This is a genomic window from Pseudomonas sp. RIT411 (genome assembly GCF_003057735.2).
Taxonomy (GTDB): domain Bacteria; phylum Pseudomonadota; class Gammaproteobacteria; order Pseudomonadales; family Pseudomonadaceae; genus Chryseomonas; species Chryseomonas oryzihabitans.
In genome coordinates, this window is sequence record NZ_QBIZ02000003.1 from 395211 (window position 1) to 416975 (window position 21765).

Below are 21765 nucleotides of genomic sequence, written 5' to 3' on the forward strand. Positions count from 1 at the left end.
CGGATGCCGCTCATGGACTTCAGGAAAGATATCAATGGGCTGCGCGCGATCGCCGTGATCGCCGTCGTCCTCTTCCACTTCAATGCCGACTGGCTACCGGGCGGTTTCGCCGGGGTCGACGTCTTCTTCGTCATCTCCGGCTTCCTGATCACCGGGATCATCTTTCGCGCCCTCGAACAGCAGCGCTTCCGCCTGTCCGCCTTCTACCTGTCCCGCGTCCGCCGCATCGTGCCGGCGCTGGCGGTACTCTGCGCCGTGCTGTTGATTGCCGGCTGGTTCTTCCTGCTGCCCAACGCCTATGGCGAACTGGGCAAGCACGTGGCGAGCAGCCTGGGTTTCGTTTCCAACCTGGTCTACTGGAAGGAAGCCGGCTACTTCACCGCCGCGGCCCATGAGAAATGGCTGCTGCACACCTGGTCGCTGTCGGTGGAATGGCAGTTCTACCTGGTCTATCCGCTGATCCTGGTGCTGCTGTCCAAGCTGGTGTCGCTCAAGACCCTGCGGGTGCTGATCCTGCTCGCCACCGCGGCCGGCTTCGCCTTCGCCGTCACCGCCTCCCTGCTCTGGCCGGAAGCGGCCTTCTATCTACTGCCGACCCGTGCCTGGGAGCTGATGGTGGGCGGCGTCGCCTATCTCTTCCCGCTGCAACTCGCCGCCCGCTCGCGCCGGCTGCTGGAAGGCGCCGGGCTGATCGCCTTGGCAGTGGGTTTCCTGACGCTCGCCGAAGGCGATGTCTGGCCGGGCTATCTGGCGCTGATCCCGGTGCTTGGCACTGCCGCCATCATCCTGGCCGCCCGCCAGGATTCGCTGGTCACCGGCAACGGTTTCTCCCAGTGGACCGGCACCCTCTCCTACTCGCTCTACCTCTGGCACTGGCCGGTGGTGGTGTTCATGAGCTATGCCGGCCTGCTCGACAAGACGCCGCACCTGCTGCTGGGCATCGCCGCCTCCTTCGCCCTGGGTTGGGCTTCCTACACCCTGGTGGAGACCCGTGCCTCGCGCCGCAAGGGCCAGAGCGGTGCAGCGCTGGCCACCGGCACCGGCCTGCTCGCCACCCTGTTCCTCAGTGCGGGCGCGGTGAACGCCACCGACGGTGCCATCACGCCGCTGCGCAGCATCAGCCAGTCGGACCGCGCGCAATTCGTGCAGGAATACCTGGATCGCCAGAAGAATCTCCACGACCTCTACTGGCTCAAGTGCGACGCCTATTCGGCCTTTACCCAACGCCACCAGGACGCCATCGACCCCAGCTGCACCCACGGCCAGGGCAAGGGTGGTCTCTTCGTCTGGGGCGATTCCCATGCCCAGGCCCTGTCCTTCGGCTTGCGCAGCCTGCTGCCGGCCGGCCTGCCCTACTACCAGGTGGCCTCGGCGAGCTGCAAGCCGCGCCTCACCGACGACATGGGTCGGCAAACCGAGACGCGAGTGACCTGCAACTACTCCAATCGCACCGCCCTGGAAGCCATTCAGCGCCTGCGTCCGGAGGTGGTGGTCATGGCGCAGAAGGCCGACCACGAAAAGACCGACTGGAACGCCATCACCGAGCGTCTGCACAGCTATGGCGTCAAGCGCATCGTGCTGCTCGGCCCCGTTCCCCAGTGGAGTCCGTCGCTGCCCAGCGTCATCGCCATCCGCCACTGGGGCAGCACCGATGACCACATCGCCGACTCCGCCCTGGATCGCCACGTCCTCGCCACCGACCAGGCCATGCGCCAGGCTAAACTCCCGGCAGGATTGGAGTACATCTCCCTGGTGCAACGACTCTGCGTCGAGGATGCCTGCCGGGTACGGGCTGCGGATGGCCGCACCCTGCTGCAGATCGACGATGGTCACCTGAGCGACAAGGGCTCGCTGTTCATCGTCGGCCATTACCTGCTGCCCAGTCTGCAACTGACGGCGGCCACTGCCCAGCGCTAGGGCGCCGACCGCACGCCAGCTTCCTGGCTCCATGAAAAAAGGCCGACCCCATCGGGGTCGGCCTTTTTTATTGCCGTGGCAGGATCAGGTCACCGGCGCCGGATTGAACAGCGCCAGGTCGTTGTGCAGGCGATGGCGCTCGGCCCAGGTCTGGCGGCGGCCGCTGGCCACGTCCAGGTAGCACTGGAAGATCTCCCAGCCCATCTCCTCCAGCGACAGCCGCCCGCTCACCACCCGACCGGCATCGATGTCGATCAGGTCCGGCCAGCGCTCGGCCAGCTGGGTGCGGGTCGAGACCTTGATCACCGGCACCATGGACAGTCCGTAGGGGGTGCCGCGACCGGTGGTGAAGATATGCAGGTTCATGCCCGCGGCCAGTTGCAGGGTGCCGCAGATGAAGTCGCTGGCCGGGGTGGCAGCGAAGTACAGGCCCTTGCCACGGATCTTCTCGCCGGGCGCGATGACCCCGGCGATGGGGCTGGTACCCGACTTGGCGATCGACCCCATGGCCTTTTCGACGATGTTGTTCAGCCCGCCCTTCTTGTTGCCAGGGGTGGTATTAGCGCTGCGATCGGCCATGCCCTGCTCCAGGTAGCGGTCGTACCAGTCCATCTCGCGGATCAGGGCGTCGGCCACCTCCGGGGTGGCGGCGCGCGGGGTCAGCAGGTGGATGCCGTCGCGCACCTCAGTGTTCTCGGAAAACATCACGGTGGCGCCGGCCCGCACCAGCAGATCGGCGGCCACGCCCAGGGCCGGATTGGCGGTGATGCCGGAGAAGGCGTCGCTGCCGCCGCACTGCATGCCCACCACCAGTTCGGACGCTGGTACCGTTTCACGGCGGCGCTGATCGAGCACCTCCAGACGCGCTTCGATCAGCCCCATGATCTGCTCGACCATGCCGGCGAAGCCATTGGCCGAGTCCTGCAGGCGGAACAGCCAGTCTTCTTCGTTCTGTCCGGCGGTGAGGTCGTCGCCCGGCATCAGCTGGCTGGCCTGCAGCTTCTCGCAACCCAGGCCGATGACCAGCGCCTGGCCACCGAAGTTGGGGTTGCGGCTGATGTTGTGCAGGGTACGGATGGGGATCACCGCATCCGGGGCGTTGATGGCCACCCCGCAGCCGTAGCTGTGGGACAGCGGCACCACGTCGTCGACATTGGGGTAGCGCGGCAGGATCTCCTTGCGTACCCGCTCCACGCAGTGGTCCAGCACCCCCACCACACACTGCACGGTGGTGGTCACCGCCAGGATGTTGCGGGTGCCGACGCTGCCGTCCGGATTGCGAAAGCCCTCGAAGGTGTAGCCTTCCAGGGCTTCGCCGACCTGACCGGGCGCGGTGGCCTTGGGCAGGTTGTCCAGCGCCGGCGGCTCCGGCATGCGCAGCAGGGCTTCGGTGATCCAGCTGCCGGCGGGAACGTCCTGCAGGGCGTAGCCGATGACCTCACCATAGCGCACCACCGCGGCACCTTCCCTGAGGTCCACCAGGGAGACCTTGTGACTCTGGGGAATGGCCTCGACCGTGGTCAGGCCATCGGCGAAGGCGGTGCCGGCGGCCACGCCGGGTTCGTTGACCACCACCCCGACGTTGTCCTGGGGGTGGAGCTTGATGTAGCGCGGCGAATCACGGTGATCGATCAGGTTCATGTTCTTATCCTCTGCCGGGGCTCAGGCCCGGGCCGGGTCAGGCTGGGTCGCGCCCAGGATCTCGCCATCGGCGGTACGCAGCTCGACGCGCTGGATGCGACCGACGATGAACAGGTAGCTGAACACCGCCACCAGGGCATTGGCCCCGACATAGACCAGCGCCCACTTGAAGGAGCCGGTGGCGGCGATGAGATAGCCGATGACGATGGGGGTGGTGATGGAGGCCAGGTTGCCGAAGGTGTTGAACAGGCCGCCGGAGAGCCCGGCGATCTGCTTGGGCGAGGTGTCCGCCACCACCGCCCAGCCCAGGGCGCCGATGCCCTTGCCGAAGAAGGCCAGGGTCATGAAGCCCACCACCATCCAGTCGGCGTCGACGTAATTGCAGAAGATCATGCTGGTGGAGAGCAGCAGGCCGCAGACGATGGGCAGCTTGCGGGCGAAGGTCAGGGAATGGCCGCGCCGCAGCAGGTAGTCGGAGATCACCCCGCCGAGCACCCCACCGATGAAGCCGCAGATGGCCGGCAGCGAGGCGATGAAACCGGCCTTGAGAATGGTCATGCCGCGCTCCTGCACCAGGTACACCGGGAACCAGGTCAGGAAGAAATAGGTGATGGCGTTGATGCAGTACTGGCCGAGGTAGACACCGAGCATCATGCGATTGGTCAGCAGCTGAGTGATGTAGTGCCACTTGGGACCGCCGCCCTGCTGGCGGGCGCCGTTGTCCATGTCCACCAGACCGCCGTTATCGCGGATGTGCGCCAGCTCAGCGGCGTTGATGCGCGGATGCTCCTTGGGGTTGTGGATGTACTTCAGCCAGACCCCGGAGAAGAGGATGCCCAGGGCCCCCATGATGACGAAGACGTGCTCCCAGCCGAAGTGGAAGACGATGCCGCCCATGATCGGCGCGAACAGCGCGGTGGCGAAATACTGCGCCGAGTTGAAGATCGCCGAGGCGGTGCCGCGTTCGGCGGTGGGGAACCAGGCGGCGACGATGCGCGCGTTGCCTGGGAAGGACGGTGCCTCGGCCAGGCCGACCAGGAATCTCAGCATGAACAGGGTGGTCACCGCCCAGGCCACCGGCAGGCCGCCGACCAGCCCCTGCAGCAGGGTGAACAGCGACCAGAAGAAGATGCTGCCGGCATAGACCTTCTTCGAACCGAAGCGATCCAGCAGCCAGCCGCCGGGAATCTGCCCGGCCACGTAGGCCCAGCCGAAGGCGGAGAAGATATAGCCGAGGGTGACGGCGCTGATGCCGAGGTCCTTCTGCAGGCTGGAGCCGGCGATGGCGATGGTGGCGCGGTCGGCGTAGTTGATGGTGGTCACCACGAACAGCATCAACAGGATCAGGTAGCGCACCCGGGTGGGTCTTGTGGCATCCATGGGGATCCCTCTTGCGTGATTGTTTTTATTGAAGGTGCGAGTCACCGGATGATTGCGCAATCATATCCTGATGCGACAATCTGACTCAGCCCTGGCGTTTGCCCAAGACTAAGCCATGATTGCGCAACCATACAAGTATGACGTCTAACAACTTAAGCGCCGATGGTCAGGTCGTGGCGCGGTCGATGATATGGAAACCGGTGTCGATGCGCACCGCCTCCCGGACACCATCGCCTTCGTCGAACCGTTGCAGCAACGCCTCTGCCGCCAGGGTGCCCATGCGATCGCCTTCGACGCTGACCGAGGACAGCGCCGGGTGCATCTGGGCGGCGCTGGAGAGATTGCCGAAGCCCAGCACCGCCAGGTCTTCGGGCAGGCGCAGACCGCGGCTGGCGGCTTCCGCCATGACGCCCTGGGCGACGGTGTCCGAGCTGCACACCACCACATCGAAGGCCTCGTCACGGGCCAGCAGCTGGCGCAGGCCCGCCCGTCCGGACTCCACCAGCGCCGGCGCCGGCAGGATCTCCAGCGGCGGTTCCGCCACGCCCAGCTCGGCCAGCCGCGCGACCAGGCTGCGACAGCGCCGCAGAGCGCGGGGGTCGTCCACCGAGACCACGGCGAAGCGCCGATAGCCACGGGCGTGCAGATGCTCGGCCTGGGCGCGCCCCACGGCTTCATGGGAAAAACCCACCTGCATGTCTAGCGGGTCTTCACCGAGGTCCCAGGACTCCACCACCGGGATGCCGGCCTGGGCCAGGCGCTGCCGACTGGCGGCGGTGTGCAGGGTACCGGTCAGCACGATGCCATCGGGCTTGCGCCCCAGCACCGCGGCCAGCAGCTGCTCCTCCTGTTCGGCGCTGTAGCCGGTCAGGCCCAGCAGGGTCTGGTAGCCGGCCTGGGACAGGCGCGCCATCAATGCCTGGACGGTCTCGGCGAAGATGGAGTGAACGATGGTCGGCACGAACAGCGCCACCAGGCGACTGCGATTGGAGGCCAGGCCGCCGGCCAGCAGATTGGGCACGTAGCCGGTGGCCTGCACCGCCGCCAGCACCTTCTCCCGCGCCGCCTCGCTGACGATCTCCGGTCGATTCAGCGCCCGCGAGACGGTGATCGGCGACACCCCGGCGACCCGGGCCACGTCGATGAGCGTGGGGGCAGCGGAATTGACCGCGGTAGAGAAGGCTTTGCTGGACTTCTTGGCCATGAATCGCTGGAGACGAGGAAGAGATCGGCCATGGTAACGGTTGGTGCGGGCGGCGTCCCCGGAGAACACCGGAGCGTGGAAAACGGCGCAGCGTTTTCCACCTGGGAATGGGCAGCGATGGATGAGAGAGCATCGAATCCCGTAGGAGCGGTCCATGGCCGCGATAAAGCCAGCGCCAGGTCTGATCGCGGCCATGGCGGTCCGCCGATGCGGCCGCTCCTACAGTTTAAGCAGCCATCGCACGGCCACGGCCGCGCTGCGCCCTACCCGCCCATCGCCGTCCGAATGTCCGCCGCCAGCTCCAGCACGCGCGCCTCTTCGGTATCCCAGGAGCACATGAAACGCGCCCCGCCGCTGCCGATGAAGGTGTAGAAGCGCCAGCCGCGGGCGCGCAGGTATTCCAGCGCCGGTTCGGAGAGCTGCAGGAACACCGAGTTGGCTTCCACCGGGAACATGAAGTCCACGCCGGGCACCCCGCGCACCCGCTCGGCGAGCAGCTGGGCCATGGCGTTGGCGTGGCGAGCGTGGCGCAGCCAGGTGTCGTTTTCCAGCACGCCAAGCCAGGGCGCGGAGAGGAATCTCATCTTGGACGCCAGCTGGCCGGCCTGCTTGCAGCGGTATTCGAAGTCCTCGGCCAGCTCGCGGTTGAAGAAGAGGATCGCCTCCCCCACCGCCATGCCGCTCTTGGTGCCACCAAAGCAGAGCACGTCGACGCCGGCCTTCCAGGTCACCTCGGCCGGGGTGCAGCCCAGGCCGGCCACGGCATTGGAAAAGCGCGAGCCGTCCATGTGCAGGTGCAGGCCGAGGTCGCGGCAGGTGGCGCTGATGGCCTGCAATTCGTTGAGGCCATAGAGGGTACCCACCTCGGTGGCCTGGGTGACGGTCACTGCCCGCGGCTTGGGAAAGTGGATGTCGGCGCGCTTGGTGGCGATCTGCTGGATGGCGCCCGGGGTCAGCTTGCCCTGGTGGGCCGGTGCCAGCAGCAGCTTGGAGCCGTTGGAAAAGAATTCCGGCGCGCCGCATTCGTCGGTCTCGACGTGGGCGGTGTCGGCGCAGATCACGCTGTGGTAGCTCTGGCACAGCGCCGCCAGGGCCAGGGAGTTGGCCGCGGTGCCGTTGAAGGCGAAGAACACCTCGCAGTCGGTCTCGAACAGCTGGCGAAAGCGATCGGCGGCGCGCGCCGTCCAGGTGTCGTTGCCGTAGGCGGTCTCGTGGCCGACGTTGGCCGCGGCCATGGCGGCCCAGGCTTCCGGGCAGATACCGGAATAGTTGTCACTGGCGAATTGCTGGGCGTTGCTGCTCATCGGGCAGTCCTCGCGACGGGTTCGGTGCGGGCCAGCAGCCAGTCGCGCGCGGCGCCCTCGACCAGCGGCAGTACGCGGCGGCGGACCTCGGCGTGATAGCCATCCAGCCAGTCCAGCTCATCGCTGCGCAGCAGGGCCAGATCCAGGCAGCGGGTGTCCAGCGGACAGAGGGTCAGGGTCTCGAAGGCCAGGAAATCACCGAATTCGGTGGTTTCCGCGCGGGTGCACAGGAGCAGGTTCTCCAGCCGCACGCCCCACTGGCCGGGGCGATAGATACCCGGTTCGTTGGAGGTGATCATGCCCTCGCGCAGGACATGGTGCGGGGTGACCGTGGCATAGAAGGAAATCGACTGCGGCCCCTCGTGCACATTGAGGAAGTAGCCCACGCCATGGCCGGTGCCGTGGCCGTAGTCGATGCCGGCGGCCCAGATCGGCTCGCGCGCCAGGGCGTCGAGCATGGGCGCGGCGACGCCGGCCGGAAAGCGTGCCCGCGACAGCGCCAGCATGCCCTTGAGCACCAGGGTGAAATCGCGCTTCTGGGCGGCGCTGGGGGTGCCGATGGGCACCACCCGGGTGATGTCGGTGGTGCCGCCCAGGTACTGGCCGCCACTGTCGATCAGCAGCAGGCCGTCGCCCTGGAGTTCGGCATGGGCTTCTTCGGTCGCCCGGTAGTGCGGCAGGGCGCCACCGGCGTTGAAGCCGGCGATGGTGGCGAAGCTCAGAGAGACGAAGTTGGGGCGCGCCGCGCGGGCCTCGCTCAGCCAGTCGTCCACGGTCAGCTCGGTGAGGCGCTCGCCACGGGCCAGGGCTGCCTCGAAACGGGCGAAGAAGACGCACAGCGCGGCGCCGTCCTCTTCCATGGCCATGCGCACCTGGGCCACCTCCTCGGCGGTCTTGCAGGCCTTGAGCAGGGTCGAGGGATTGATCTGCTCGTGCCGCTCGACCCCTTGGGGCGCGGCCTCGGCCAGCCCGAGGGTGACCCGCGCCGGGTCCACCAGCAGGCGACTGCCGGCCGGCAGCCGGGCCAGCTCGGCGGCCGCCTGGTGGTAGTCGGCCAGGGTCACGCCGTCCTCCACCAGGGCCGTGCGGATCTCGGCCGGCACCTTGGCCGGGTCGATGAACAGCTGGCAGCTGTCGCTACCCAGCAGCACATGGGCGAGGAACACCGGGTTGTAGGGCACGTCGGCGCCGCGCAGGTTGAGCAGCCAGGCGATGTCGTCCAGCGAGGAGATGAAATGCCAGTCGGCCTTGGCGTCCTTCAGCTTCTCGCGCACCTGGGCGAGCTTGGCGCTGCGCGGATGGGGGGCCTGGGGGGCGGCATGGGCATAGACCGGTGCCGCCGGCAGCGCGGGGCGCTCGCGCCAGATCGCCGCCAGCGGGTCGAGATCGGTCCGCAGCCGGATACCCTTGGGCTCCAGCGCGCGGCGCAGGGCCGCCGCTGCGCCGAGCGACAGCACCTGGCCGTCCACCAGTACCGTGCCGCCCGCGGGCACCTGGTCGGCCAGCCACTGCAGGTGGGCCTGGGGCTGGCTGGCGACCTGCTTCATCAGGTCGATGCCGCTGCCCGCCAGCTCCTGGGTGGCCTGCTCCCAGTAGCGGCTGTCGGTCCAGACGCCGGCGGCCTCGCGGGTCACCAGCAGCAACCCGGCGGAGCCGGTGAAACCGGACAGCCAGGCACGGCCCTGCCAGTGTTCCGGCAGGTATTCGGACAGATGGGGATCGGCGCTGGGGATCAGGCAGGCATCGGCGCCCTGCTCGGCCAGGAAGGCGCGCAGGGCGGCAAGTCGTTGAGCGGAAGTGGCGGTCATGAGCACCTCGACAAGGTCAGGGGCTCAGTGTGCCGCAGATATAAAAAAGCCGCACCCAAAGGGTGCGGCGGAGAAAGACCAAAGGAGCAAGGAGGGGTGGTCTTTCGAAAGCGGAGCGGCTCAGCGACGCGCGTCGGCGGCGGGAGCGGCCTGATCGCCGTAGTGCTGCATGGCGGCATGATTCTGATCGACCAGCTTGTATCTCAGGCTGGGATTGTCGTCGGCAGCGGCGAACTGGGTGGCGGTCAAGGCGGCAAGGGTCAGCAACAGGGCAGACAGAGAACGTTTCATGGCGAACTCCTCAAAGGTCGTGTTCATCGGGGTACAGGACCATTCTAGGGAAAGAACGCCGCCTAATAAATAGCTTGCTAATTAAATGACTGTTGCAAGGATTGCAACAAGCCCTGGCCTAGTCCTTGGCCCAGTAGCGCTGGTCCTCAAGCACCCGATTCTCCAGCTGCAGCCGTTCGGGCAATTCTTCCTTGAGGAAGTCTATCCAGGTCTTGATCTTGGCGTCGAGAAAGCGCCGCGAGGGATAGAGCGCATGGATATTGCGTTCGCGCAGGCGGAAGTTGGGCAGCAGGCGCACCAGGCTGCCATCGCGCAGGTAGTTGACCGCGATGTAGCTGGGCAGCAGGCAGATGCCCATGCCCTGGCGGGCCACGCTGGCCAGAGCCTCGGCGACATTGACCTGGAAGACGTAGCGCGGCGCCACCTGCTGCTCGCCGTCTTCACCGGCGAAGACCCAGCGTTCGGAGAAATTCGGATCCAGCAGGCGCAGGCAGTCGTGCGCGGCGAGATCGGCCGGCACCTTGGGCGCCGGGCGCTGCGCCAGATAGCTGGGCGCCGCGCAGACCACGCTGTAGACGCCACCGAGACGCTGGGCGACGAAATCCGAGTCGGCCAGTTCGGTGTCCAGGGTAATGGCGATGTCGTGCCCATCCTCCAGCAGCGCCGGGTGGTTCTGCGAGAGATTCATGACGATCTCGACATGGGGATAGCGCGCGCAGAAGCGCGACACCAGCGGCGCCAGCAACTGGGTGCCCAGACCAGTCATGGAATGCAGGCGCAGATGGCCATGGGGCTTGAGATGGGCGCCGCTGGCCTCGGCTTCGGCCTCGCCAACGTCCTGCAGGATGCGCCGGCAGCGTTCGAGATAGCGCTCGCCCGCCTCGGTCAGCGCCAGCCGCCGGGTGGTGCGGTGCAGCAGGCGGGTCTGCAGATGGCTTTCCAGTTCCGCCAGCAGGCGCGACACCTGGGCGGTGGACAGGTCGAGGGTGTGGGCAGCAGCCGTGAGACTGCCCAGATCCACCACCCGGACGAAGATGCGCATGCCTTGGAAAATATCCATTATTGCCTTTTTCGCAATGGAGTTTCGTCAAGTCGTCACTTTATTGAAAAAGTCGGACGCCCGATAGTGGTGCAGTGAGCTGCTGTGGATTCGACTTGCTGACCGCGCGAATCCTTCCCTCCGGCAGTGGCTCCTTGGATAGCTCCTTGCGGCCTTCCGGCAGACGTCTCCCCTGGAGACCTCAGCCGGAGGGCCGTTTTTTTTGCCTGGCGTTCCGACCAGGCCCCGGCCATCAGTCCCGCCGCTCCGGCTCGCGAATGCGATAGCTGGCGATGTACAGCGCCGGCAGGAACAGCAGCGTCAGCAGCGTCGCCGCGACGATGCCGCCGATCATGGCGTAGGCCATGGGGCCCCAGAACACCTCGCGGGCGATGGGAATCATGCCCAGGCTGGCCGCGGCGGCGGTCAGCAGGATCGGCCGGCGGCGGTGTTGGGTGGCTTCCACCACGGCGTCCCAGGGCGAGCGACCGGCCTGCTCGAAGGCATCGATCTGGGTCACCAGGATCACCGAGTTGCGGATGATGATGCCGATCAGCGCCAGCACCCCGAGGATGGCGACGAAACCCAGCGGCTGGCCGAAGGGGATCAGCCCCAGCACCACCCCGATCAGGCCCAGGGGCGCCACGCTCGCCACCAGGAACAGCTTGCGGATGCTGTGCAGCTGGATCATCAGGAAGGTGGCCATGAGAAACAGCATCAGCGGCACCACCTCGGCGATCGGGCCCTGGGCCTTGCTGCTCTCCTCCACCGTGCCGCCCACCGCCACCTGGTAGCGCGGCGGCAGCTTGGCGATGAAGGCATCCACGTCCGGCTGCAGCTGCTTGACCAGATCCGGCGCCTGGATCTCGCTGAGGATCGAGGCCTTGAGGGTGATGGTGGGCAGGCGATCGCGACGCCACACCAGCGGCTGCTCCAGGGCGTAGTCGATACGGGCGAAGGCCTTGAGCGGCACCGCGACGCCCTGGGGCGTCATGATCTGCAGATTCTCCAGGGTCTCCACCGAGCGCCGTTCGGCCTCGCTGGCGCGGGCCACCACGTTGACCAGGTAGATGTCGTCGCGCACCTGGGTCACCGGGGTACCGGTCACCACGCCATTGAGGATCTGCGCCACGTCCTGGGACGAGAAGCCCAGCTGCCGCGCCTTGTCCTGGTTGACCTCGACCTTGAGCATCCGCGCCGGCTCGTTCCAGTCGTAGAGGAAGTCACCCAGTTGCGGACTCTTGCCCAGCACGCTGGCCAGCGCCAGCGCCTGGCGGCGTACCTCGGCGACGTCCGGACCGCTGATGCGGTACTGGATCGGCCGGCCCACCGGCGGCCCCATCTCGAGCGGCTGGACGTAGCCGGACAGCCCGACGAAGTCCTGGCGCAGCCGCTGCTTGAGCTTGGGCAGGAGGCGATTGCGCGCTTCCAGGTCCTTGGCCACCAGGATTACCTGGCCATAGAAGGGATTCTCCAGCTGCTGGTCCAGCGGCAGGTAGAAGCGCACCGCGCCCTGGCCGACATAGGAACTCCAGTGGGCCACGTCAGGATCGTCGGCCAGGGTCTTCTCGAATCTGTCCATCTGCGCCCGGGTGGCGTCGAGCGAGGCGTTCTGCGGCAGGTTGAAGTCGATCAGCAGTTCGGGTCGATCCGAGGACGGGAAGAACTGGTTCTGCACGAACTTCATCGAGAACAGCGCCGCGGCGAACAGCAGCACCGTGAGGAGGATGGTCAGCCAGCGGTGGCGCATGGCGCCCAGCAGGAGGCCGTCGGACCAGCGCGCCAGGCGGCCGGGCTGGTCATGATCCTTGGGCTTCACCTTCTTCGGCAGGATGTGCACGCCGATCACCGGCGAAAAGAACACCGCGACGATCCAGGACAGCAGCAGGGCCACGGCGATCACCGCGAACAGGGTGAAGGTGTACTGGCCGGCGCTGCTGGAGTTGAGGCCGATGGGCACGAAGCCGGCCACCGTCACCAGGGTGCCGGTGAGCATGGGAAAGGCGGTCGACTCGTAGGCATAGGTCGCCGAGCGGTGCAGCGACTCGCCCTCCTCGCGCTTGGTCACCATCATCTCCACGGTGATCATGGCGTCGTCCACCAGCAGGCCGAGGGCGATAATCAGGGCGCCCAGGGAGATCCGCTGCATGGTGATGCCGCTGTATTCCATGAAGACGAACACCAGCGCCAGGGTCAGGGGAATCGACAGCGCCACCACCAGGCCGGCGCGCACGCCGAGGCTGATGAAGCTCACCACCAGCACGATGATGACTGCCTCGAACAGCGCCCGGGTAAAGCCGCCGACAGCCTTTTCCACCACCTGCGCCTGGTTGGAGACCACGTGCACGCCGATGCCCACCGGCAGGGCGCCGGTCAGCTCCTGCATCTTCTCGGTGAGGGCCGCGCCAAAGGTCTGGATGTTGCCGCCGCTGCTCATGGCGATGGCCAGGCCGATCGCCGGCTGGCCGTTGTAGCGGAACAGCGAACTGGGTGGATCGGCGTAGCCGCTGCGGATGTCGGCCAGGTCGGTGAGGCGGTAGAAGCGATCGTCGATGCGCAGATTGACCGCGGCCAGATCGGCGGTGGAGCGGAATTCGCCACTGGTGCGCACGCTGATGCGCTCGGCGCCGGATTCGATGGTGCCCGAGGGGGTCACCGCATTCTGCTGTTGCAGGCTCTGCATCACCTGGCGCTGGTCCAGCCCCAGGGCGGCCAGCTTGCGGGTGGAGAAGTCCAGGTAGATGACCTCGTTCTCCGCGCCGATCAGCTGCACCTTGCCGATGCCCGGCACGCTGCGGATCTCGCGGCGCACCTGCTCCACCTGGTCGCGCAGCTGGCGCATGCTGAAGCCGTCGCCGGTGAAGGCATAGATGCTGCCGAAGACGTCGCCGAATTCGTCGTTGAAGGCCGGGCCCTGGATGCCCTGGGGGAATTCGCCCTGGATGTCCGAGACCTTCTTGCGCACCTGGTACCAGATGTCGGGAATCGCCTTGGCCGGCGTGGTGTCGCGCAGGTAGACGAATACCGTGGACTGCCCCGGCCGGGTAAAGCTCTTGGTGTAGTCGAGGGAATCCAGCTCTTCGAGCTTCTTTTCCACCCGCTCGGTGACCTGGCGCAGGGTCTCCTCGGTGGTCGCCCCCGGCCAGCGGGTCTGGATGACCATGGTCTTGATGGCAAAGGACGGATCTTCCTCGCGCCCCAGCTTCATGTAGGAGAAGACGCCCATCAGCAGGGCGACGAACATCAGGTACCAGACGAAGGATTGGTGGCGCAGCGCCCAGTCCGACAGGTTGAAGCCTTTCATGGCCGAGCGCCCTCCTGATCCTTCACCCGCTGTCCCTCCTCGAGACTGTTGACCCCGGCTATCACCACCCGCTCTCCCGCCTTCAGGCCGTTGCCGATCCAGGCCAGGCCATCGGCCTCGCGCAGCACCTCAACCGGCCGCTGGCGCACCTGCACCTGCTCGCCCTGGCCTTCCACCACCCAGACCGAGCTCTGGCCATTCTGGCGCCGCAGCGCCTGCGCTGGCAGGGCCAGGCCGGCCGCCGGCGGCGACTCCAGCTCGCCCTGCACCAGGCTGCCGATGCGCAGCGCGGCCGGGGGCTCGTCCAGGGTCAGGCGTACCCGCCGGGTGCGCGTGGTGGCATCGGCCTGGGGCTCGATCTCGCGCACCCGGCCGGCGACCGCCACCTCGGGATCCAGGGCCATGCGCACGGTCAGGACGCGTCCCGGGGTCAGCTGGCCGATGGCCTGGGCCGGCAGGTCCAGCACCGCCTCGCGGACGTCCGGACGGGCGACCCGCACCACCGGCTGACCGGCGGACACCACCTGGCCGACCTCGGCCTGCCAGGCGGTGATCACCCCGTCGAAATCGCTGTAGAGCTCGGCATAGTCGCGCTGATCGCGGGCCTGGCGCTCGGCGCTCTGGGCCTGTTCGCGGGCGGCTTCCAGGGTGTGCAGGCGGGTCAGCGCCTGATCCAGCTGGGAGCGCGAGCCAACGCCCTGGTCGAACAGCTGCTGCTGGCGCCGGGCATCGTTGCGCGCATCGCGCCACTGGGCTTCGGCATCGGCGGTCTGGCCCTGCCGACTGCGCAGGGCATTGTCCTGATCGGTGGGGTCCAGCGCCGCCAGCAACTGGCCACGGCGCACCGGCTGACCCACGTCCAGCAGCCGCCGGGTCATGCGACCGCCGACGCGAAAGCCCAACACGCTCTCGTAGCGCGCCTGGATGCTGCCGGCAAAGACTTCGCGCCCGGGCGGCGGGGCACTCAAGGTCAGGGTCGCCACCGGCCGGATCGGCGGCGGCGGCGCCTCGTCATCCGAGCAGCCCGCCAGGACCAGCAGCAGACATAGCGGCAGCAGCGGCTTCATGGGCGCACCTCGTTGAAGGCCGAGCGCTCGGCGACTTCGACCCTCTGCCCGGGACTCAGCGCCTGGCCGCCGGCGACCACGATGCGGTCGCCAGCCGCGAGGCCCTCGTTGACGATGATGCTGTCGCGGGTGAAGCGCTCGATGCGCAGCGGCTGCAGGCTGACCCGCCCGTCTTCGCCGAGGCGCCAGGCGGCGGGCTGCTCGGTGGTGCCGTTCAGCGCCGTCCAGGGCAAGGCGAAGCCCTGCTCCGTCGCGCCCTCGAGCTGGGCATTGACCACCGCCCCCAGGGTCATGGCCGCCGGGGGTCTATCGAGTTGTACCTTGACGCGCACCGTGCCACTGCTCGCCACGGTCGGGGCGATCTCGCGCAGGGTACCCCGGGTCGTGACGGCCGGTTGCGCCTGCAGGGCGACGGGTAGGGTCTGGCCGACCTTGAGTTCGCGGGCCAGGGATTCGTAGAGATCGAAGACGGCGTCGAGGTCGCCACTCACCGCCAGGTCGAAGATCGCCGTGCCGGCCTGCACCACCTGCCCGGCTTCGGCGTGGCGGGCGGTTAGCACCCCGGCGGCGCTGGCGCGCAATTCGGTATAGCCCAGTTGCTTGCGCGCATCGTCGCGCTGGGCGACGGCGGTCTGCAGGGCGCTGCGGGCGCCGTCGAGGGTGGCCTGGGCCTGGTCGTACTGGCTGCGACTGGTGTAGCCCTTGGGCAGCAGGGCGGCCTGGCGCTCGAAATCGACCCGCGCCAGCCGGGTGCGGGCTTCCTGGGCTTCCACCTGGGCCTGGGCGGCGGCCAGGTTATTGCGCAGATCCTGGGGATCCAGCCGGGCCAGGACCTGACCCTCGCGCACGCGATCGCCGACATCCGCCAGCCGCTCGCTGATCTTGCCACTCACGCGAAAACCGAGCGGCGCCTGCACCCGCGCCTGGATATCCCCGGTGAAGGGGATGTGCTGACTGTCCTTTATCGGACTCAGCTGCACCACCACCACCCGCGCCAGTTCCTCGGTGGGCGGTTGCTCCTGGGAGCAGCCCGGTAACAGCGTTACCAGGGTCAGAGCAGCCGTTACCTGGCAGAGGCGAGCAAGGCGGAGAGCCCTCATGATTGTCCTTATCGGTGGAAGAGGCGCGATCTGCGAACTGACCACAGGCGGCGCAGGGGGTTCGTCTGACGAATTGTCAGGCGCCTGGCGATGCTTGGGAAGCGCTACGACGAGGGCGTTGGGCAAATGCCCGGCAACGGAGCGGCCATTCGCCCACAAATGTTCACAAATGCCCTGGAACCCGGCATTCCAGGCCGCAGTCAACTGAGACGTGCGCTGTGGACCTGCCCGTCCGCAGCTGATGCCCGCCACCGCTCCGGCGCGGGCCCCATCAGATTCACAGGTTTATTTCGACGAGGCCGAACTCATGAAAAAGCTGCTGATCACCTCTACCGCTGCTGTGATGCTGTCGATGGCCACGGGTGTCTTCGCGGCCGAAACCTCCAAGAGCGCCACGGCCGTCAACGGATCCGCCACCACCGAGGTGCCGGGCAAGACTACCGTGAAGGGCGGTGCCGATGGCGCTGCCGAAGTGCCCTTCAAGAGCGACAAGCCCAACAAGGTCGACGCTCGCAACCAGAACAACATGCAGTAATCACCGTACCTGGCGGTAACAGAAAGCCCCGGCATGCCGGGGCTTTTTGCTGTCTGCCGTTCAGGCTGCAGACAAGACAAACCCCGCCGAAGCGGGGTCTGTGGAAAGGATGCAGCAGCCGGGCTTAGCGCCAGAACGGCTTGTGCATTTCCTGGTAGCGCTGGGCCTCGGTGATACCGGCGTCAGCCAGCATACGGGCGTCCAGGCGGGCCAGTTCGTTGCGGCTGGCGATGCGACGCTGCCAGGTGGACAGGGTGGAGATAACGCGCAGGGCAGCGGGCACACGGTTGCTGGGCTTGGCGTTGTACAGCGAGGAACTGAAGGTGCGTTCCATGGTGGCTTTCCTTCCCGCTTGTGACGGGTACTGGTCATCGAATGGCGCCATTGTCTCGCCAGGCGAGTGCTACCACCAGTAACAGTCCAGGGAAAGGTTCGCGGATCACTCGGCACACAATTGCAACTGTACTGCTGCAATTTGGGTCATTCTGTAACGCATTGCACCATTGCAGTGCAAAATTTGGTTACCAGAGGGAACATCGCGGGAATTTGAGCTGTACAGTTGGCCGGAAGGCCAGGAAACAGGAGTGCTGTTCTACCTGTTACCGCGGCCGCTGTCCAGCCTGGAAGGAACTCCGTGCTCCAGAAAGGAGCGCTTCCGACGCCCGGTGGCGCCGGAAGCCTCTGGTCATCAGCGCGCGGCAGCGGCCAGGCTCGGGGTGGCGGGCTGACGCCGGCCTACCCAGGTGCCGATGGCCACGACCAGCAGCGCCAGCAGACCGGTCGCCAGGATCTCGAAGCGATGGGCTTCGCTGAACAGCATCACGGTCAGGGCGCCGACGATGAAGACGATCACCGCCCAGGTCAGCCAGGGGAACAGCCACATGCGGAACTCCAGGGTTTCGCCGCGGGCGATCAGCTTGCGTCTCAGGCGCAGCTGGGTCACGGCGATCACCAGATAGACCAGCAGAGCCACGGCGCCGGAGGTGGACAGCAGGAAGCTGAACACCGCCTCGGGCATGGTGTAGTTGGCGATGGTGGTCAGGAAGCCCACGGCGGTACTGGCCAGCACGGCCGCGCGCGGCACGCCGCTGCTGGAGGCACGACCCATCTTGGCCGGGGCATCGCCACGGCGGGCCAGCGAATAGAGCATGCGCGAAGCGGTGTAGAGCGCCGAGTTCAGGCAACTGGCCACGGCGACCAGCACCACGCAGTCGACGATCAGCTTGGCATTGGGGATCGACAGCACCTCGAGGGCGCGCTGGTAGGAACCCACGATCGGCAGCTGGGCATCGTTCCAGGGCACCATGGACACCACCAGGAAGATGGAGACCAGGTAGAACAGCGCGATCCGCCAGATCACCGAATTGGTGGCCTTGCTGATCTGCCGCGACGGGTCCTTGGACTCGGCGGCGGCGATGGTGACGATCTCGGTCCCCATGAAGCTGAACATGGTGGTCAGCAGGGCGCCGAGCACCGCGCCGAAGCCATTGGGCATGAAGCCGCCGGTATGGGCCATCAGATTGCTCAGGCCGCTGACCTCGCGACCCGGCAGGGCGCCGACCAGGGCGGCCGCGCCCAGGGCGATGAAGGCGACGATGGCGATGACCTTGAGCAGGGCGAACCAGAATTCGAACTCGCCGTATTTGGCGACGCTGAACAGGTTGGTCACGGTCAGGATGCCGGTGATGATCAGGGCGAATTGCCAGGTGGCGATCGCCGGGAACCAGGCATTGAGGATGGCGGCGGCGGCCACGGCCTCCAGCGGGATCACCAGCACCCAGAACCACCAGTACAGCCAGCCGATGGTGAAGCCGGCCCAGCGGCCGATCCCCTGCTGCGCATAGGACGAGAAGGAACCGGTATCGGGCGAGGCGACGGCCATTTCACCCAGCATGCGCATGACCAGCACCACCAGGGTACCGGCCAGGGCGTAGGCCAGCAGCACGGCCGGGCCGGCCGCGGCGATGGCATGACCGGAGCCGACGAACAGACCGGCACCGATCACCCCGGCGATGGACAACATGGTCACATGGCGCGGTTTGAGCGCCGGAGAGAGGTTGCATTCTACGTTGGACATAAGGTGTTACCTGACAACGGAAAGCCTCCCAAGTGCAACTTGCGCGCCACCCGAGCTGAAATCGGCACAAAATGAACGCAAAGGGTGCAACGCCTCGCGGAAAGCGGCGAAAAAGCGGCGTTCCGTCGAGCTATCGCGCTAACCATCTGATGTGAAAAGCGATTTCTTTCAGGTATGCGCGCCCCATCGGCTTGCTTCGTTAGGTATCACCTTGTGCAACTTGCACTCTTATGGTGCTTGTACAGGTGGAACCTTAGGTAACCCCGGGCCCGGAGCTGGCCGCCACGCCCTTCGCTACCTGACCGCAGAACCAGGACACGACGGAAGCGACCGCCTTGCCTGGCATCCGCTGTTGGCTCGCCTGGGTGGCAGGGACCGCCCAGGACCGCGGCTTGAGCGCTTTTCTATGCCAATGCAGCAGCAGTGGGAACTTGCCGAGCCGCCAGGGCTCTGCACACCTGCGACAAAATGTAACCGCGGCCGGCAGATGTTGGTAATATTCCAACATATTAGCTAGCTAACCATAAGCCCTGCGGTTCCACGTCGGGCACCTGATGAGACCCTGACCATGTCCGCAGACGATTCCGTCCCGGCCCGCCGCGACTTCCTGCGCAAGTCCCTGAGCCTGATTCCCGTGGTCGCCCTGGCGAGCGGTGCCCCCTCGGGCCTGGCCCTCGCCGCGCCCACCCCGGAAAGCAAGCCGGGCAGCAGTCCGCGCGCCGACCACTATCAACCGGTGTTCTTTACCGCCGAGGAATGGGCCTTCGTGCAGGCCGCGGTGGCCCGGCTGATTCCGGCGGACGACCTGGGCCCGGGCGCGCTGGAAGCCGGTGCGCCGGAATTCATCGACCGGCAGATGCAGACCCCCTACGCCCGTGGCGGCCTCTGGTACATGCAGGGCCCCTTCGCCGCCGATGCCGCACCGGAGATGGGTTACCAGAGTCGCCTGGTACCCCAGGACCTCTATCGCCTGGGCATCGCCGCGGTGGATCGCTGGACCCGCCAGCAGCACGACAAGGTCTTCGCCGAGCTGGCACCCGCCGCGCAGGACGCGGCCCTCAAGGCGCTGGAAAGCGGTGACGCCAGCCTGGACGGCGTACCGGCCAAGCTGTTCTTCGCCCAGCTGCTGCAAAACACCCGGGAAGGCTTCTATTGCGACCCGCTGCATGGCGGCAACAAGGAACTGGTCGGCTGGAAGCTGGTGAATTTCCCCGGCGCCCGCGCCGACTTCATGGACTGGGTGGAGCGCGACGAGCGCTATCCGCTGCCCCCGGTCTCCATTCGCGGGGAGCGCGGTTGATGGCCAAGGTATTGCCCAGCAAGCAGGTAGTGATCGTCGGCTTCGGCTGGACGGGGGCCATCATGGCCAAGGAACTGACCGAGGCCGGCCTGGACGTGGTGGCCCTGGAACGTGGCAGCTACCGCGACACCTATCCCGACGGCTCCTACCCGCAGGTGATCGACGAACTCACCTACAGCATCCGCAAGAAGCTGTTCGTCGATGTCTCCAAGGAAACCGTCACCATCCGCCACAGCGTCAACGACGTCGCCCTGCCCAACCGCCAGCTCGGTGTCTTCCTGCCTGGCGATGGCGTAGGCGGCGCCGGCCTGCACTGGTCGGGGGTGCACTTCCGCGTCGACCCGGTGGAGTTGCGCCTGCGCAGTCATTATGAAGAGCGCTACGGCAAGAAATTCATCCCCGACGGCATGACCATCCAGGATTTCGGCGTCAGCTACGCCGAGCTGGAGCCCTACTTCGATTTCGCGGAAAAGGTCTTTGGCACCTCGGGTACCGCCTGGAGTATCAAGGGCCAGGTGGTGGGCGACGGCAAGGGTGGCAATCCCTATGCGCCGGATCGCTCCAGCGATTTCCCGCTGCCGGCGCAAAAGAACACCGTCTCGGCGCAGCTGTTCGAGAAGGCCGCGCGGGAGGTGGGCTATCACCCCTACAACCTGCCCTCGGCCAACACCTCGGGGCCCTACACCAACCCCTACGGTTGCCAGATGGGCCCCTGCAACTTCTGCGGCTACTGCAGCGGCTACGTCTGCTACATGTATTCCAAGGCCTCGCCGAATCTCAACATCCTGCCGGCGCTCAAGCAGGAGCCGCGCTTCGAGTTGCGCAGCCAGGCCCATGTGCTCAGGGTCAATCTCGACAGCACCGGCAAGAAGGCCACCGGGGTGACCTACCTGGACGCCCAGGGCCAGGAGCTGGAGCAGCCGGCCGACATCGTCATCCTCGCCGCCTTCCAGTTCAACAACGTGCGCCTCATGCTGCTGTCGGGCATCGGCCAGCCCTATGACCCCAGGACCGGCGAAGGCGTGGTCGGGCGCAACTTCGCCTACCAGAACATGGCCACCATCAAGGCCTTCTTCCGCCAGGATCAGCACCACACCAACCCCTTCATCGGCGCCGGTGGCAATGGCGTGGCGGTGGACGACTTCAACGCCGACAACTTCGACCACGGCCCCCACGGCTTCGTCGGCGGCTCGCCCATGTGGGTCAACCAGGCCGGCACCCGGCCCATCGCCGGCGCGGCCAATCCGCCCGGCACGCCCCAGTGGGGCAGTGCCTGGAAAAAGGCCCAGGCCGGCTACTACAACCACCAGCTGTCGATGGACGCCCACGGGGCGCACCAGTCCTATCGCGACAACTACCTGGACCTGGACCCCACCTACCGCGACGCCTATGGGCAGCCGCTGCTGCGCATGACCTTCGACTGGAAGGACAACGACATCCGCATGACGCGCTTCATGGCCGCCAAGATGAAGAAGATCGCCGAGGCCATGAATCCCGAGCACATCAGCGTGTCGGTCAAGGATTTCGGCGGTCACTTCAACACCGCCAGCTACCAGACCACCCACCTGAACGGTGGCGCCATCATGGGCACCGACCCCAAGACCAGCGCGGTCAATCGCTACCTGCAGAGCTGGGACGTGCACAACGTCTTCGTACCGGGCGCCTCGGCCTTTCCCCAGGGCCTGGGCTACAACCCCACCGGCCTGGTGGCGGCCCTGACCTACTGGTCGGCGCGGGCCATCCGCGAGCAGTACCTGAAAAATCCCGGCCCGCTGGTGCAGGCATGAGAGGCGCGCCC

General features: G+C 66.6%; 16 protein-coding genes. 4 read left to right on the forward strand and 12 right to left on the reverse strand.

Features of this window, described 5'->3' with window-relative positions:
- The first annotated feature begins 12 nt into the window (after window positions 1–12).
- Window positions 13–1917 (forward strand): acyltransferase family protein, encoded by a 1905-nt coding sequence (locus tag DBY63_RS07165; RefSeq protein ID WP_108581544.1) that lies wholly within the window; start codon window positions 13–15, stop codon window positions 1915–1917.
- Between the two features lie 84 nt (window positions 1918–2001).
- Here DBY63_RS07165 and garD read toward each other — a convergent pair whose 3' ends face one another.
- From garD to DBY63_RS07210, 10 genes are all read right to left on the reverse strand, one after another.
- On the reverse strand, window positions 2002–3558 hold the full coding sequence (gene garD / locus DBY63_RS07170; protein ID WP_108581545.1) for a galactarate dehydratase: 1557 nt from the start codon (window positions 3556–3558) through the stop codon (window positions 2002–2004).
- A gap of 21 nt (window positions 3559–3579) precedes the next feature.
- Complete coding sequence (locus tag DBY63_RS07175) at window positions 3580–4938, reverse strand: MFS transporter (RefSeq protein ID WP_007161423.1); 1359 nt, start codon at window positions 4936–4938, stop codon at window positions 3580–3582.
- Window positions 4939–5104: 166 nt separating this feature from the next.
- On the reverse strand, window positions 5105–6142 hold the full coding sequence (locus tag DBY63_RS07180; protein ID WP_074583484.1) for a LacI family DNA-binding transcriptional regulator: 1038 nt from the start codon (window positions 6140–6142) through the stop codon (window positions 5105–5107).
- A gap of 263 nt (window positions 6143–6405) precedes the next feature.
- The gene (locus DBY63_RS07185; RefSeq protein WP_108581546.1) at window positions 6406–7446 is read right to left on the reverse strand and encodes a low specificity L-threonine aldolase; all 1041 of its coding nucleotides are present in this window, start codon (window positions 7444–7446) and stop codon (window positions 6406–6408) included.
- Window positions 7443–9254 (reverse strand): aminopeptidase P family protein, encoded by a 1812-nt coding sequence (locus DBY63_RS07190; protein WP_042135237.1) that lies wholly within the window; start codon window positions 9252–9254, stop codon window positions 7443–7445. Before DBY63_RS07190 ends, DBY63_RS07185 begins: the two co-directional genes overlap by 4 nt.
- 120 nt (window positions 9255–9374) lie before the next feature.
- Window positions 9375–9545: a hypothetical protein gene (locus tag DBY63_RS24980; RefSeq protein WP_007161427.1), complete on the reverse strand. Its 171-nt coding sequence runs from the start codon at window positions 9543–9545 to the stop codon at window positions 9375–9377.
- A gap of 118 nt (window positions 9546–9663) precedes the next feature.
- Window positions 9664–10605: a LysR family transcriptional regulator gene (locus tag DBY63_RS07195; protein ID WP_027598127.1), complete on the reverse strand. Its 942-nt coding sequence runs from the start codon at window positions 10603–10605 to the stop codon at window positions 9664–9666.
- A gap of 232 nt (window positions 10606–10837) precedes the next feature.
- Window positions 10838–13888: an efflux RND transporter permease subunit gene (locus DBY63_RS07200; protein WP_027600365.1), complete on the reverse strand. Its 3051-nt coding sequence runs from the start codon at window positions 13886–13888 to the stop codon at window positions 10838–10840.
- Window positions 13885–14955, reverse strand: coding sequence for an efflux RND transporter periplasmic adaptor subunit (locus DBY63_RS07205; protein ID WP_108581547.1), 1071 nt, complete (start codon window positions 14953–14955; stop codon window positions 13885–13887). Before DBY63_RS07205 ends, DBY63_RS07200 begins: the two co-directional genes overlap by 4 nt.
- Entirely contained in the window at window positions 14952–16055 is a 1104-nt protein-coding gene (locus DBY63_RS07210; RefSeq protein WP_146750240.1) for an efflux RND transporter periplasmic adaptor subunit, read from the reverse strand. The genes DBY63_RS07205 and DBY63_RS07210 overlap by 4 nt, the downstream gene beginning before the upstream one ends.
- 307 nt (window positions 16056–16362) lie before the next feature.
- Between DBY63_RS07210 and DBY63_RS07215 the strand changes: the two genes are divergently transcribed.
- Window positions 16363–16590 (forward strand): hypothetical protein, encoded by a 228-nt coding sequence (locus tag DBY63_RS07215; RefSeq protein WP_027598123.1) that lies wholly within the window; start codon window positions 16363–16365, stop codon window positions 16588–16590.
- A gap of 124 nt (window positions 16591–16714) precedes the next feature.
- Here the strand turns inward: DBY63_RS07215 and DBY63_RS07220 are convergent, their stop codons facing one another.
- Together DBY63_RS07220 and gabP are read right to left on the reverse strand one after the other, a co-directional pair.
- The gene (locus tag DBY63_RS07220; protein ID WP_007161433.1) at window positions 16715–16924 is read right to left on the reverse strand and encodes a DUF1127 domain-containing protein; all 210 of its coding nucleotides are present in this window, start codon (window positions 16922–16924) and stop codon (window positions 16715–16717) included.
- A 354-nt stretch (window positions 16925–17278) separates the two neighbouring features.
- Entirely contained in the window at window positions 17279–18667 is a 1389-nt protein-coding gene (gabP, locus tag DBY63_RS07225) for a GABA permease (RefSeq protein WP_007161434.1), read from the reverse strand.
- Between the two features lie 568 nt (window positions 18668–19235).
- Between gabP and DBY63_RS07230 the strand changes: the two genes are divergently transcribed.
- A complete protein-coding gene (locus tag DBY63_RS07230) occupies window positions 19236–19967 on the forward strand; it encodes a gluconate 2-dehydrogenase subunit 3 family protein (protein ID WP_108581549.1) in 732 nt (243 codons plus the stop codon).
- Window positions 19967–21754 carry a GMC family oxidoreductase gene (locus tag DBY63_RS07235; protein ID WP_027600369.1) on the forward strand — a complete coding sequence of 596 codons (1788 nt, stop codon included), beginning with the start codon at window positions 19967–19969 and terminating at the stop codon, window positions 21752–21754. The genes DBY63_RS07230 and DBY63_RS07235 overlap by 1 nt, the downstream gene beginning before the upstream one ends.
- The last annotated feature ends 11 nt before the right edge of the window (window positions 21755–21765 follow it).

Coding starts and splice junctions, on each gene's coding strand:
- DBY63_RS07165 (WP_108581544.1), top strand. CDS start 13: ATGGACTTCAGGAAAGATATCAATGGGCTGCGCGCGATCGCCGTGATC.
- garD (WP_108581545.1), bottom strand. CDS start 3,558: ATGAACCTGATCGATCACCGTGATTCGCCGCGCTACATCAAGCTCCAC.
- DBY63_RS07175 (WP_007161423.1), bottom strand. CDS start 4,938: ATGGATGCCACAAGACCCACCCGGGTGCGCTACCTGATCCTGTTGATG.
- DBY63_RS07180 (WP_074583484.1), bottom strand. CDS start 6,142: ATGGCCAAGAAGTCCAGCAAAGCCTTCTCTACCGCGGTCAATTCCGCT.
- DBY63_RS07185 (WP_108581546.1), bottom strand. CDS start 7,446: ATGAGCAGCAACGCCCAGCAATTCGCCAGTGACAACTATTCCGGTATC.
- DBY63_RS07190 (WP_042135237.1), bottom strand. CDS start 9,254: ATGACCGCCACTTCCGCTCAACGACTTGCCGCCCTGCGCGCCTTCCTG.
- DBY63_RS24980 (WP_007161427.1), bottom strand. CDS start 9,545: ATGAAACGTTCTCTGTCTGCCCTGTTGCTGACCCTTGCCGCCTTGACC.
- DBY63_RS07195 (WP_027598127.1), bottom strand. CDS start 10,605: ATGGATATTTTCCAAGGCATGCGCATCTTCGTCCGGGTGGTGGATCTG.
- DBY63_RS07200 (WP_027600365.1), bottom strand. CDS start 13,888: ATGAAAGGCTTCAACCTGTCGGACTGGGCGCTGCGCCACCAATCCTTC.
- DBY63_RS07205 (WP_108581547.1), bottom strand. CDS start 14,955: ATGAAGCCGCTGCTGCCGCTATGTCTGCTGCTGGTCCTGGCGGGCTGC.
- DBY63_RS07210 (WP_146750240.1), bottom strand. CDS start 16,055: ATGAGGGCTCTCCGCCTTGCTCGCCTCTGCCAGGTAACGGCTGCTCTG.
- DBY63_RS07215 (WP_027598123.1), top strand. CDS start 16,363: ATGAAAAAGCTGCTGATCACCTCTACCGCTGCTGTGATGCTGTCGATG.
- DBY63_RS07220 (WP_007161433.1), bottom strand. CDS start 16,924: ATGGAACGCACCTTCAGTTCCTCGCTGTACAACGCCAAGCCCAGCAAC.
- gabP (WP_007161434.1), bottom strand. CDS start 18,667: ATGTCCAACGTAGAATGCAACCTCTCTCCGGCGCTCAAACCGCGCCAT.
- DBY63_RS07230 (WP_108581549.1), top strand. CDS start 19,236: ATGTCCGCAGACGATTCCGTCCCGGCCCGCCGCGACTTCCTGCGCAAG.
- DBY63_RS07235 (WP_027600369.1), top strand. CDS start 19,967: ATGGCCAAGGTATTGCCCAGCAAGCAGGTAGTGATCGTCGGCTTCGGC.